General features: G+C 63.4%; 11 protein-coding genes. 7 read left to right on the top strand and 4 right to left on the bottom strand.

The genetic code is table 11. From position 1 onward, the window contains the following. Window positions 1-149 precede the first annotated feature (149 nt). Complete coding sequence (locus RCH14_RS15035; protein ID WP_343026904.1) at window positions 150-1751, bottom strand: methyl-accepting chemotaxis protein; 1602 nt, start codon at window positions 1749-1751, stop codon at window positions 150-152. A gap of 127 nt (window positions 1752-1878) precedes the next feature. Here RCH14_RS15035 and RCH14_RS15030 point away from each other — a divergent pair, with 127 nt between their 5' ends. Further along, window positions 1879-3024: a PAS domain-containing sensor histidine kinase gene (locus RCH14_RS15030; protein WP_343026903.1), complete on the top strand. Its 1146-nt coding sequence runs from the start codon at window positions 1879-1881 to the stop codon at window positions 3022-3024. 51 nt (window positions 3025-3075) lie between these two features. Here the strand turns inward: RCH14_RS15030 and RCH14_RS15025 are convergent, their stop codons facing one another. Both RCH14_RS15025 and RCH14_RS15020 read right to left on the bottom strand, forming a co-directional pair. Then, window positions 3076-3729, bottom strand: coding sequence for a VTT domain-containing protein (locus tag RCH14_RS15025; protein WP_343026902.1), 654 nt, complete (start codon window positions 3727-3729; stop codon window positions 3076-3078). A 97-nt stretch (window positions 3730-3826) separates the two neighbouring features. After that, a complete protein-coding gene (locus RCH14_RS15020; protein WP_343026901.1) occupies window positions 3827-4885 on the bottom strand; it encodes an AI-2E family transporter in 1059 nt (352 codons plus the stop codon). 256 nt (window positions 4886-5141) lie between these two features. On the opposite strand from RCH14_RS15020, the gene RCH14_RS15015 reads away from it, so the two are divergent. From RCH14_RS15015 to RCH14_RS14995, 5 genes are all read left to right on the top strand, one after another. Then, a complete protein-coding gene (locus RCH14_RS15015) occupies window positions 5142-5999 on the top strand; it encodes a hypothetical protein (protein ID WP_343026900.1) in 858 nt (285 codons plus the stop codon). An 86-nt stretch (window positions 6000-6085) separates the two neighbouring features. Beyond that, window positions 6086-7369 carry a paraquat-inducible protein A gene (locus RCH14_RS15010; RefSeq protein WP_343026899.1) on the top strand — a complete coding sequence of 428 codons (1284 nt, stop codon included), beginning with the start codon at window positions 6086-6088 and terminating at the stop codon, window positions 7367-7369. Continuing rightward, the gene (locus RCH14_RS15005) at window positions 7362-9023 is read left to right on the top strand and encodes an MlaD family protein (protein ID WP_343026898.1); all 1662 of its coding nucleotides are present in this window, start codon (window positions 7362-7364) and stop codon (window positions 9021-9023) included. The genes RCH14_RS15010 and RCH14_RS15005 overlap by 8 nt, the downstream gene beginning before the upstream one ends. Beyond that, a complete protein-coding gene (locus RCH14_RS15000; RefSeq protein WP_343026897.1) occupies window positions 9020-9643 on the top strand; it encodes a PqiC family protein in 624 nt (207 codons plus the stop codon). The genes RCH14_RS15005 and RCH14_RS15000 overlap by 4 nt, the downstream gene beginning before the upstream one ends. A 271-nt stretch (window positions 9644-9914) precedes the next feature. Beyond that, window positions 9915-11537 (top strand): methyl-accepting chemotaxis protein, encoded by a 1623-nt coding sequence (locus tag RCH14_RS14995; protein ID WP_343026896.1) that lies wholly within the window; start codon window positions 9915-9917, stop codon window positions 11535-11537. A gap of 71 nt (window positions 11538-11608) precedes the next feature. Here the strand turns inward: RCH14_RS14995 and RCH14_RS14990 are convergent, their stop codons facing one another. Next, window positions 11609-12676 carry an SDR family oxidoreductase gene (locus RCH14_RS14990; RefSeq protein WP_343026895.1) on the bottom strand — a complete coding sequence of 356 codons (1068 nt, stop codon included), beginning with the start codon at window positions 12674-12676 and terminating at the stop codon, window positions 11609-11611. A gap of 119 nt (window positions 12677-12795) precedes the next feature. Between RCH14_RS14990 and RCH14_RS14985 the strand changes: the two genes are divergently transcribed. Next, entirely contained in the window at window positions 12796-13329 is a 534-nt protein-coding gene (locus tag RCH14_RS14985; protein ID WP_343026894.1) for a hypothetical protein, read from the top strand. The last annotated feature ends 71 nt before the right edge of the window (window positions 13330-13400 follow it).

Raw genomic sequence — 13400 nt, 5'->3', positions numbered from 1 at the left:
TGCGATTTGCGCCTTGCATGGCGGCTTTTTCCGCAGCCAATTCCATCCCCCAGAATAAATCAGTGCTTCCCTAGCACGCTTGACCACCCGTCAAGCAATGGCGGTTGAGCGCGCGGTCGACTTTTGCAGCGCAAGAAGCCGAGCCGCCGTCAGACGGCCGTCAGACGCAGCGCACCGGCACCACGATCCGGCCGCGCCTGTCGTGAGCCGGCCGCGTTGACACCGGCATGCGCGACATCGAGCTTGAAGATTCCGACCACCACGTCGAGGCGCGCCGCCTGCTCCTGGAGCGACTGCGAGGCCGACGCCGCTTCTTCGACCAGCGCGGCATTCTGTTGCGTGACGTTGTCCATCTCGTTGATCGCTAAATTGATCTGCATGATGCCGGTTTCCTGCTCGCTGCTGGCAGCGCTGATTTCGGTCATGATATCGGTCACGCGGCGCACGCTCACGACAATATTGTCCATGGTCTTGCCCGCGTCGTCGACGAGGCGGCGTCCGGTTTCCACACGCTGGACCGAGTCGGTGATGAGCGTCTTGATCTCTTTTGCCGCAGTGGCCGAGCGGTGTGCCAGGTTGCGCACTTCCGACGCCACAACCGCAAACCCGCGTCCCTGTTCGCCGGCGCGGGCCGCTTCGACTGCTGCATCCAGGGCCAGGATATTGGTCTGGAACGCGATGCCATCGATCACGCCGATGATGTCGGCGATCTTCTTTGCCGAATCGCTGATGGCGTTCATGGTCGACACCACTTCGGCCACCACGCCGCTGCCGAGTACTGCCACGCTGGCGGCATTCGTCGCCAGGCCAGTGGCCTGACGTGCGTTGTCGGCATTCTGCTGGACCGTCGAGGTCAATTCTTCCATCGATGACGCTGTTTCTTCCAGCGAACTGGCTTGCTGTTCGGTGCGCGATGACAGGTCCTTGTTGCCGTCGGCGATTTCCTTGCTGGCCACGGCAATGGACTGCGTTCTCTTGCGTACATCGGTGATGATGACGTGCAGCTTCTCGATAAAACCGTTCAGCGATTGTGCCACCTGGCCGAATTCGGCCTTCAGAACCGGCAGACGGTAGGTCAGGTCACCGTCGCCGCTGCGCAAATCTTCGGTCGCGGCCAGGATGACGCGCAGCGGGCCCAGAACCATGCGCGTGAGCAAAATAGCCAGCGCGATCGACAAGATGACAGCCACGGCACCGGCGCCGATGAGGGTGTTGTTGGTCGCGCTGTGCAGCGCTTGGGCCGTGCTGGAGCGTTCGGTCAGCAGTACCTGTTCGGCCTGGGCGATCTCGCCCAGCACGGTACGCATCCGGTCCATCAACGCCTTGCCTTTGGCGGTCTGCTCGAAGCGGATCACCGCATCCATGGCTGCGGCGTTGCTGTTTGCCTCGCGGCGCAAGGCGATGACCGGTTCGGCGGCGACGGAGCGCCACTGCGACTCCATCTCCTGCAGCGCCTTCAGGCGCGTCTGCTGTTGCGCGTTGTCGGACGTCAGCGCCGTCACGCGCTTGAGGCTGTCTTGGAAAACCGCCTTGCCGGCCACATACGGTTCGAGAGAAGCCTCCATTCCGGTCAGTGCAAAACCACGCTCACCGGTCTCCATATTGATCAGACTCTGTGTGATGTCCTGGCTGCCGGCAAGTACGGTGTAGGTGTGCGTATTCCAAGTGTTCGCCTGGGTGAGTTTGGCAAAGTTGGTTTTTCGCGGCGCGGTTGTTTGCGCGCAGGGGGAAGGTTGGTCGTTGACGGCCATTGATCCTGAGGACTGGCACGTCAACCTCCGACACGAATTGTAGTGTGTCTCCTACGCTGGGCAAATGTTGCAACCTAGATAATGTCGATTGAGACTTTGATAGCGGTGTTCTTTCCGCATTTGCACCATGAACAATGAGAACACGCCTCTTGAGGACGAATTTAGCAAGTTGGACAATGGGTGGCCCAAATCCTACGCGTGGGCAATCGACCAAATGCCTTGCCCTGCGTATTGTTGCTCGCCGACAGGCGTACTTGTCCACGTCAACGCTGCGGCCATGCGGATCTGGGGCGACGACTGTCCACTGGTGGAAGACATGCGATGGGATGGATTTGACACGCTGCGGTCTCTGGATGGCGGGGTGCTGGACAAGAAATCCAGTCCCGCCGCGCTCGCTGCCCGTGGCGAATCCCCATGTCCTACCGAACTGCTCGCCGTGTGCGGTGATGGCCAGCCGCGCCGCATCGTCATTCACGCCAAGCCCGTGTTTCATGCCGACGGCGCAGTCGTGGGCGCCTTGTGCTGCCTGACCGACATCAGCGAGCAACACCGACTGCAAGAGCGGGAGCGGGATGCAGCCCATTCTCGCGAGGAATTCCTCACCATGCTGGCGCACGAATTGCGCAATCCGCTGGCGCCGATCATGAGTATCGCCGGGCTTCTGCAGCGCGCCAACACCGATCCGGTCGTGTCAAAAATGGCGGGCGTCGTTCAGCGCCAGACCCGGCAGCTCGCACGTTTCATCGCTGACCTGCTGGACGCGTCACGCGTCGATTGCGTCCATGCCCTGCCAGTCGAGCCACGTATCTGCACGAAACACGAGATCGTTAACCTGTCGCTCGATGCAGTGGAAACCCTGGTGCGTTCGCGCAACCAGCGCCTGATCGTGGAAGTCGATCAGCCCGACGCCGAGTTGCTGTGCGATCCCGAACGGGTCGCGCAGGCGCTCGGCAACGTCTTGTGCAATGCCAGCGCATTCACGCCGGACGGCGAAGAGATCTGCCTTCGTGTGTTTATCGAAGGCAACGTGCTGCGCGCGGAAGTCATCGACTGCGGCATGGGCATCGCCGCCCAAGATTTGCAGCACATTTTTGAACCGTTTGAGAGGCGCGCACTGGCGCCCGGCCGGGCGCCCGTCGGTGCGGGGCTGGGACTGACGATCGCCAAGGGCGTATGCGAAGCCCACGGCGGATCGATATGCGTGCGCAGCGCGGGACCCGGTAAGGGCACCACCGTCTCGCTCGCACTGCCGGTTGCGCTCTGCGCCGCATGAGTCTCTGAAGAGACGCCTTGTGGCAGGTGGCAGGTGGCAGGTGCTATCAGGTCAGGCCTGGCGGTCGGCTCGGCGCACCCGATGCCGTTCCAGCAGCCAGGCCACGATGCCTGGCACCAGCGACAGCACGATGATCCCCATGATGACGGCAGTCAGATTGTCCTTGACCCACCCGATATTGCCAAATACGTAACCAACAATTGTCAGTGACACGACCCACAAGGTCCCGCCGGCAACGTTGTACGCAAGGAAGGTGGCATAGCGCATGCTGCCCAGCGCCGCCACGAATGGTGCCAGCGTACGGACGATCGGCACATAGCGCGCCAGCACGATGGTCTTGGGACCGTGGCGCTCGAAGAAGCGTTCGGTATGCGCGATATGCTCGGCCTTGATGAGGCGGAACCGGTAGCCACGCTTGACGCGTTCACGGAACGCACTGCCAATCGCAAAGTTGAGGATATCGCCGGTCACGGCTGCGACGATCAGCAGCGGAATCAGGATTTCCAGTGACAGCATGCCTTTGGCAGCCAGTGCGCCGGTGACGAACAGCAGCGAGTCGCCGGGCAGGAACGGCATCACGACCACGCCCGTCTCGACGAAAATCACGGCAAACAGCAGTACGTAGACGAGTAACTGGTATTCGGCTGCCAGTACGGCGAGGTGGCGGTCCAGATGGAGGAACCAGTCGAGCAGGGTAGTGAGCATGGTATTTCTCGTTGAAGCGGGTTGCAGCAGAACCCCGGGCCACATGGATGTCGGCCGGGGAAAAGCGCGTATCTTACGCCTCCTGTTACCCTTCCTGCTACTCTTCCTGGAACTCGTCCGAGCGGCAGAACAGATCCCATGCTGCAATGAACAGGGCGGCAATCACCGGCCCGATCACGAACCCGTTCAGGCCAAACAACGCCATGCCGCCCAGGGTCGAGAGCAGAATCACATAGTCGGGCAGCTTGGTATCCTTGCCGACCAGGATCGGGCGCAGGATATTGTCGACCAGGCCAATGACCAGCACGCCATACGCGGCCAGCACCACGCCCTGCCAGATATCGCCCGTCACCAGGAAGTAAATCGCCACCGGCCCCCACACCAGTGCCGCGCCGACGGCCGGCAGCAGCGACAGGAACGCCATCACCACGCCCCACAGCAGCGGGCCGGACACGTCCAGCATCCAGAAGATCAGGCCGCCCAGTGCGCCTTGTGCGACCGCCACCAGCACATTGCCTTTGACGGTGGCGCGAATGACGGTCGTGAAGTTCTGGAACAGGCGACCCTTGTATTCGATGCTCAGGGGAACGGCGCGCTGGATACGCGCCGCCAGGATGCGCCCGTCGCGCAGCAGGAAGAACAGCAGGTACAGCATGATCGTCATGCTGACCACGAAGTCGAGCGTGATGCGGCCGATATTGAGTGCATACGTGGCGGCTGCCTGGCTGATCTGGGCGGCGAATTCGGTGATCTTGGTCTGCAGCGAGGCCAGGTTGGTCAGCTCGAACCGTTCGAGGATCGAAATCGCCCAGTTCGGCAAGGCGCGCATCACGATCTGGAAGTAGCCGGCGAAATCGAGCTGGCCGCTGCTGACCATCGTATAGATGCCAGCGACCTGGTCCACCAGCGACGCCGTGATCATGGCCAGCGGCAGCAGCACCATCAGCACGATGACCAGGAGCGAGAGCAGGGCGGAGACGGTCGGCTTGCCCTTGGTCGCACGCAACAGCCTCGACTGCAACGGCGCAAAGATGATGGCGAACACGACGCCCCAGAATACGGCCCCGGAGTACGGCAGCAGGATCCAGAGGAACGCGATCGTGACGATCGTCAGCAGAAGCAGAAAGGAATTCTGCGGAAGGGTAAATTGCTTCATTGGCTGCGTTTGTGAAAAGGTTAATGTTTCTTGATGATAAACCATGACACGGAAAGCACCGGGTCGCGTTCGTGTCATGACGCGCGGGCGTCACATGTCAGCAACCTGAAGGGCGTGGCATCCCCGTGTCGCTTAATGACCACAAAGTCAGTTCAATCGTGTGGGTTGGCAAACTAACATCTTGCGATAATTAATTGTTGCCGCGTCGAGACATAGTCTGGCGGGCACTTCCATTAATTGATTATCCGGAGAACGTATGTCCCGTACTGCACCACGCACCGCTGCCCCGTCCGTCCACACCACCATCGTCCGCGCGCTCCAGGGCGCAATCCTGCTGGGCGCCGCCGCAGCAGGCATGGCGCAGGCGCAGCAGTCGCCAGCACTCGATCGCGTCAGCATCTCGGCTGGCGCGTTCTACGCCGAACCTGAAATCCATCTGGGCGGCGACACCCGCTACGGCCGCATCGATACGCCGGACGAAAAGATCGACGACGTCACGCTGCCACGCGTGAAAGGCGAAGTCCTGATCGGTGACAGCCACGGCATCTCGTTCGATTACTTCCGCTTCGACGAAGGCTACGGCGCCGACCTGAACGGCGACACCGTGGTTGAAGGTCGTCCGGTCAGCGGCGCGATCCGGGCTGACGCCAACCTGCGCATCGAGCTGGCGCGCCTCTCGTACAAGCTGTGGTTCGGCAAGGAAAAGAACGTCTTCGGCGTCGGCCTGGGCGCTGCCCACCTGCGCGCCAAGATTTCCGGCTCGGCATCGGCCAATGTCAGCGCGACCGCACCCGTGGAAAACTATGCGTGGAGCGGCTCGGCCTCGGCCAGCGAAAGCGTGTGGGCCCCGACGGTCGAACTGGCATGGCGCCACGCGCTGAACGACCAGGTTCGCTTTTACGCGGAAGCCTCGGGCGTGAAGAAAAACGGCGGCAACGTCGAAGGCCATATCTATAACGGCGCAGTCGGCGTTGAGTACTTCCCGCACAAGAATATCGGCCTGGTGCTGGACTACGGCATCCAGAAAATCGACCTGCACCGCAATGGCGAGCGCACCGCCGACATCGACCTGAAGCTGACCGGCCCGTCGGCCTACGTCAAGGTCCGCTTCTGATCCGGGCCGCGCTCACGTTTGAACTGCACGTTCAATTGCTCTCGGTCATAATACCTAGTGTGAAAGCACTGGTGTAAGGGGAGTGGGTGAAAACGGATCAACTGATCTCGTGTCATGACTGTGGCAGCCTGTATCACTGGCGGCCGCTGGCCGCCTGCGAGCGTGCCAGCTGCAGCCGCTGCCAGCACGAGTTGTACCGCTGGCACAAGGGCAGCCCGGCGCGCCAGGCCGAGGTGCTGGCCGCGCTGACGCTGGGCGCCGTGTTCGTGTTCCTGCTGGCGCAGTGGTTCCCCATCGTCACGCTCGAGATGGGCGGCATGCTCTCGGGCGCCACGCTGTACCAGGCGGTGGCCGTGCTGTGGGGCGCCGGTGACCAGGTCATTGCGGCCATGGTCTTTTTTTGCGCCATCATCTTCCCCGGCCTCGAACTCGGTTCCCTCTTTTACGTGGCGCTCGGCCTGACCCGCGGCGTGCGCGTGCCCGGCTTTAACCTCGTGCTGCGCACGGTGCAGGGCGCGCGCCACTGGGCGATGACCGAAGTGCTCATGATCGGCATCCTGATCACCGTAATCAAGATGACCAGCCTGGCGCGCGTGGAGCCGCATCCGGCCCTGTTCGCCTTTGGCGTGCTCACGGTCCTGTGCGCGCTCGTCATGCGCTATGAACCCAAAGCGCTGTGGGCGCTGGCCGACCGCCTGGCGCCGCTGCGCAAATCCGACCCGGCACGTCAGACCACCACAATTGCCGAAGCCGAATCCGTGCTGGTGTCGTGCAGCGCCTGCGGCCTCGTGAATCACACTTGCCCGTCGCGCGACGGGACCGATCGCTGCGCCCGCTGCAGCGCGGCGCTGCATCGCCGGATTCCCAACAGCGTCGGCTGGACCTGGGCCATGCTGCTGGCGGCCACGCTGCTCTACATTCCCGCCAATATGCTGCCCGTGATGTACACCCGCTCGATCGGGGGCACTGAGGGCGACACGATCATGAGCGGCGTCGTGCTGTTCTGGAATACCGGATCCAAGGGCCTGGCCATCATCATTTTCGTGGCCAGCATCGTGGTGCCGGTCTCCAAGCTCGCTGCCCTCGCATGGCTCAACGCCACTGCGCAGGCGCGCTCGCGCACGGCGCCGATGGCGCGCACACGCGCGTATCGCGCGATTGAATTCGTCGGCCGCTGGTCGATGCTGGATATTTTCGTGGTTGCCCTGACCGTCGCGCTGGTGCGCTTCGATGCGCTGGTGGTGATCACGGCCGGACCGGGCGCGATTGCGTTTGGCTGCGTGGTGATCGTGACCATGGTCGCGTCCCACCAGTTCGACCCGCGCCTGATCTGGGACCCTATTGAATCGAACGGAGAACAACATGTCTGAACAGGACAGCGCAGGCTCACCTGCCAACCCGCCGCCAACCCCGCCGGAACCGCCCGTGGGGCCATCGGCGCCGCTGGCTGCCTCGCCCGCCATCGACCGCCCGAGCCGCTGGCTGCCATCGCTGATCTGGATGATTCCCGTGCTCGCCGCGCTGATCGGTGCCTGGCAGGTGGTCAGCTGGGTCACCAACAAGGGCGCGACCGTCTACGTCTATTTCTCCAGCGGCGAAGGGCTCGAGGCGGGCCAGACCAAGGTCAAGTACAAGGACGTCGACATCGGCCGCGTCGTCTCGGTCACGCTCGGCGAAGACGGCAACCGCGTCGTGGCCAAGATCGAGATGGTCAAGGAGGCCGACCGCTTCACCGCCATCGACTCGCGCTTCTGGGTCGTGCGGCCGCAGATCGGCGCCAGCGGCGTCTCGGGCCTGGGCACGCTGCTGTCCGGTCCGTATATTGGCGCCGCGCCCGGCATCAAGGAAGACACGACCAACAGCTTTACGGGCCTGGAAACGGCGCCGCCGATTCCGATTGGCCTGAAGGGCCGCGAATACAAGCTGCATGCCGAGACGCTCGGTTCGGTGGCGCCGGGCTCGCCCGTCTACTTCAAGCGCGTGCGCGTCGGCCAGGTGGCATCGGTGGCGCTGGACAAGGCCGGGAAGGGCATCGACATATCGGTGTTCGTCGAGCAACCGTACATCGGCCTCGTGGGCCCGGATTCGCGCTGGTGGCATGCCAGCGGCGTCGACCTGCGGCTCGATGCGAGCGGCCTGAAACTCAATACGCAGTCGCTGGCGGCGCTGGCTACCGGCGGCATCGCCTTCGAATCGGCCGACGACCGCAAGCCGGTGACGCCGGCGCCGGCTGGCACGCGCTTCTTGCTGTCTGAAGACCGCAGCGCGGCGCTGCGCCCACCCGACGGGCCAGCGGTCACGGCCGTGGTGTACTTCGACCAGTCGCTGCGCGGGCTGTCGCCGGGCGCCGTTGTCGATTTCCGCGGCGTGGCGCTGGGCGAAGTGCGCGCCGTCGGCATCGAGTTCGATCGCGAACGCCAGAAATTCACGATGCCGATCACGGTCGACCTGTATCCGGGCCGTCTGGGCAAAGGCTTCATGGCGGCAATGGAGCGCGAAGACGGCGGCCAGCGCGCCTTGACGGCGATGGTGGGGCGCGGCCTGCGCGCGCAGCTGCGCAACGGCAATCTGCTGACGGGCCAGCTGTACATCGCGCTGGACTTCTTCCCCAACGCGCGCAAGGCGACGATCGCCGAACAGGGCGAGTTCCTGGTCTTGCCAACGGTGCCGGGCCAGCTCGATGAACTGCAAAGCCAGATTTCGCGCATCGCAGGCAAACTCGACAAGATTCCGTTCGACGAGATCGGCGTGAACCTGAACCGCACGCTGGTGCAGGCCAATGCAACACTCGCGCGGATCGACGGCAAGGTGCTGCCCGAGATGCAGCAGACGCTCAACGCCGCCAAGGCCACCTTTGCCAGCGCCGAAAGCGTGCTGGCGCAGGATGCGCCGCTGCAGTCCGATCTGCGCAAGGCGCTGCAGTCGGTGACCGACACGATGGCCAGGATCGATGCGCTGGCCGATTACCTCGAACGCAATCCGCAGTCGCTCATTCGCGGCAAACCCCAGGAGAAGAAAGAATGACGCCGTTTATCCAAGCACGTCGCGCACTGATTGGCGCGGCGCTGGCGGCCCCGCTGCTGCTGGCCGGCTGCTCGAGCACGCCGACTGACCAGTTCTATACGCTCAGTGGCGGCGCCGCCACGGTCGTGCCGTCGGCAGCGGCCAGCGCGCCGCTGTTCTTCGAGATGCGCCCCGTGACGATTCCCGCGCAGGTGCGCCGTCCCCAGCTGATGGTAGCGGGCGAGGCCGGCAAGATCGAGCTGCTGGAACACCACCGCTGGGCCGGTCCGCTGGCCGATGAAATCACCAGCGGGCTGTCGCTGGGGATCGCGGCCGATCTGGGCGGCGTGGATGTGTACCGCAACCCGGCGCCGGCCGGCAGCACGCTGTACCGCATCGGCGCGAACATCCAGCGTTTCGAGTCGAAGGAGGGCAGCTACGCACTGATCGACGCCGTCTGGAACGTGCGCAAGGTCGATGGCGGGTCGGTACAGACCTGCCGCAGCGTGTTCCAGGAAAACGTGGGGCCGGGTTATGAGGCGCTGGTGGCGGGGCACCGGGCCGCGCTGGCCAGGCTGGCTGCGGCGATTGCCGCCGGGGTGCGCAGCCAGGTTGCCGGCGGCACGCCGACCTGCGCCTGACAATCATTTTTTACGGCTGATGCTGTCGACCGACCCTGAACAGGGTCATCCCTGCGGATGAGGGGATGACCAATCGCTCGGGCCAGCCTGATTGCCCATGATGGTATTGATCGTTGTTTTGCGGCAACTTGAATTTCCTTATGTCCATTGAATAGTGTTCTTCAGGCGATTTTTGCTTACACTGATTCCCATATTGACAAAGTGATGTGGCGCCATTGTCAGCGCGGCATCGTGTCAAGAATCCACAGCAGACATCCTCACGGGGCAAACAATGAACGCTTTCAAGAACTTGAGAATCGGCACCCAACTCACGCTGGGATTTGGTCTGGTGACCGCGCTGATGTTGTTGCTTGGTTCGTTTGCCATCTTCGGCTTGATGACCATTCATACCGCAACCAAGGAACTGCGCCGCGTCAACGAAGAGCACCTCAAGCCGCTGTATGTTGCACGCGAAGCGCTGGCGCAGACCGGTCTTGCAGCGCGCAATGCCTACATCTTCACCAGCGACGAGCAAGCCAGGAACGAGCTCAACCTGGTGGATCAGCAAAAGACGGTGTATCTCGCGGCACTGGAGGCGATGACGCCGGCGTTTGCCGGCGATACGCAGTTCGACAAGGTACGCGCAGGATTGCTGGCGATGGCCACTGCACTGGAAAAGCCTCGCAAGTTCCGTGAAGCCGGTCAGATAGAGGCGTTCGGAAAGTTTCTGGTTGAAGAGTGCAGTCCGCTGCGCCAGCAGATCGTGAAAGACATCGCGCTCCTGGTCGCCGATGCCGAGCGCGAGCTGGCTGAGGCTGACGCATCGGCCGAGCAAGCTGAAGCTGCCGCCCGCAAATGGGTGATCGGCCTGACGCTGACCGCTTTCGTGTTCAGCGTCGTGATATCGGGCGCCATCAAGCGCCTGCTGCTCAAACAGCTCGGTGGCGAGCCTGCTTACACTGCCGAGATTGCCAACCGCATCGCCGCGGGCGACCTTGCCACGGACGTGGCCGTGCGCACCGGCGACAGTACGAGCCTGCTGTTTTCTGTGAAAACGATGCGCGACAACCTCGCGTCGATCGTCGGTAAAGTGCGCCACGGAACCGATGCCATTGCCAGTGCCTCGTCGGAAATCGCCCAGGGCAGCAGCGATCTGTCCGCACGCACCGAGGTACAGGCGTCTTCACTGGAGCGCATTGCTTCTGCGATGGAAGAGCTGACCACGACAGTCCAGCAAAACGCCAACAATGCAGGGCAGGCCAACACGTTCGCGCAATCGGCGTCCTCGGTCTCGCAGGAGGGCGGCGCGGTGATGCTGCAGGTGACGCAGACGATGGCCTCGATCAATGCGTCATCAAAGCGCATCGTCGACATCATTTCGGTCATCGACGGCATCGCCTTCCAGACGAATATTCTGGCGCTCAATGCGGCGGTGGAAGCAGCACGGGCAGGGGAGCAAGGGCGCGGGTTTGCCGTCGTGGCCAGCGAAGTGCGCAACCTGGCGCAGCGTTCGGCGAGCGCCGCCAAGGAAATCAAGGTCTTGATCGAAGACTCGGTCGGCAAAGTGGACACGGGCTCCGAACTGGTCCAGCGCGCAGGCAGCACCATGCAGACGCTGATGGGCAGCGTGCAGCGCGTGACGGAAATTATGGGCGACATCACGATTGCAAGCGCCGAGCAGAGCGTCGGCCTGGGCGAAGTGAGCAACGCGATCGGCGAAATGGATGGCATGACGCAGCAGAACACCGCGCTCGTCGAAGAAGCCTCGGCCGCAGCGCAGGAGCTGCAGGCCCAGGCAGCCGGCCTGGCCAGCCTGGTGGGTCAGTTCCGGCTCTCCGGTGCCGGTGGCGAGTCGGGCCGCCAGGAGCACCCTGCGCTCGCCCCGGCACCAAAGCGTCTCGCCGTTGCGGCTTGACGCTGTCATCAACGGTACGATGATCCGGTCGGGTCGTTGCAACCCGACCGGCAACACGTCAGACTGCGCTATTAAGGAATCAGGCGCTCTGCACGCAGGCGTGCAAACAGATCGAAGAACGACGCATCGGTTGCCTGGTAACCAGTAAAGCCCAGGCGCCGGCTGTTGGCCATATCGGTCATGACTTCGAGCGGCCGGCCCAGGTCGAGATCGGTGTGCCAGGCCGAGGCCAGGCGCTCGAGATCGGCTTCCACCAGCCCATGGCGCGTCGCGATGTTGCGCCACAGCGGCGCATCGTTCGCCATCGCCGCCTCGAGGGGCTGCACCGTGCCATTGAAACCGGCCGATTGCACGCCTAAGAACGCGGCCAGCTTTGGCCACAACCAGCTCCAGCGGAACACGTCGCCATTGACGATATTGAAGGCTTCGTTGCGGGCCGCATCGGTGTCTGCGGCCCAGACCAGCTGCCTGGCCAGCATGCGTGCATCGGTCACGTCCGACAAACCGTTCCACTGCGCGGCTGAACCGGGGAACTGGAACGGGCGGCCCGTTTCTTTGCAAATCGTCGCATACACGGCCAGCGTGGTGCCCAGATTCATCGCGTTGCCAACGGCCAGGCCGATGACGGTGTGCGGACGGTGGATGGTCCAGGTGAAGCGGTCGCGCCCGGCGGCGGCATAGACTTCGTCCTCCTGCGCGTAATAGAAATTCTCGAGCGGCAGGCGCGGCTGCGATTCGCGCAGCGGCGTGTCGGGCAGCCTGCCCGAACTGGCGTAGGCTTCGAACGGCCCCAGGTAATGCTTCAGGCCCGTGACCAGCGCGACGTGGCGCACGCTCTTGTGCGGCGAGAGCGCGTCCAGCAGGTTGCGCACGAGCGCGGCATTGACGCGGATGTTCTCTGCCTCGGTATCCTGGCGCATCCAGGTCGTGATGAAGACGTGAGTCGGGGCGACGTCCTTCAGTGCAGCGCCAAGCGCCGCAGGGTCAAGCAGGTCGGCAGCGATATGGCGCACCTGCGGCAGATCACGTGGCGCGCGGCGCGACAGGCCCACGACATCCCAGCCTTGTGCCAGCAGTTCGCGGGCGGCGTGGTTGCCGCCGATGCCAGTGACGCCAACGACGAGTGCGGTTCGTTTCATGTGTGACTCCTGATTTCACAATTCTCGTCCATTCTACTGCGCACGATTGATGTGCGTGCTGGCGGGCGGCGCTGTACTCGGTACAGTTAAATTCCTTTCCTTTAAGAAATGATTCAACCATGACGATGCATCGTAGGCGCCTGCTGTGCAGGCTTGGCTGTGTCGCTGCGCTGGTCGTACTGGCCGGTTGCGCGTCGTCGACCGCCACCCGGATCGGGACGGCAGCAACGGTGCCACTTGCCGATCTGAACGTCGCGCAAGAGGACATTCCCTCCGTGCTGCTGACAGCCCGGCAGAACCCGTACCAGGTGCCGGCCAGCCAGAATTGCGTGGCGATCTCGCTGGAAATCCGTGAGCTCGACGAAGTGCTTGGCGCCGACCTCGACGCGCCAATGTCGCCTGTGGACCCGTCCCTGGTGCACCGCGTCTCGTCGCTGGTTCAGGAGCAGGCGGTGGGCGCGCTGCAGCGCACGGCCGAGGGGCTGATCCCGTTTCGTGGCTGGGTGCGCAAGTTGAGCGGGGCCGAGCGCCATTCGAAGCAGGTCGCGGCCTGCATCGCGGCAGGCTCAGTGCGCCGCGCTTTCCTGAAAGGGTTCGCCGCCTCGGCCAATTGCGCCTGGCTCCATGCGGTCGAGACCATGGCGACGCGCTGACGCTGTCAGGTCCATGGCCAGATCCATGGCCAGATCCATTGCCGGATCCATGACCAAGGGGCGCTGCATTG

The sequence above is a fragment of the Massilia sp. MP_M2 genome (genome assembly GCF_039123635.1).
Taxonomy (GTDB): Bacteria; Pseudomonadota; Gammaproteobacteria; order Burkholderiales; family Burkholderiaceae_D; genus Telluria.
This window is presented reverse-complemented; position numbering and strand designations above follow the sequence as displayed.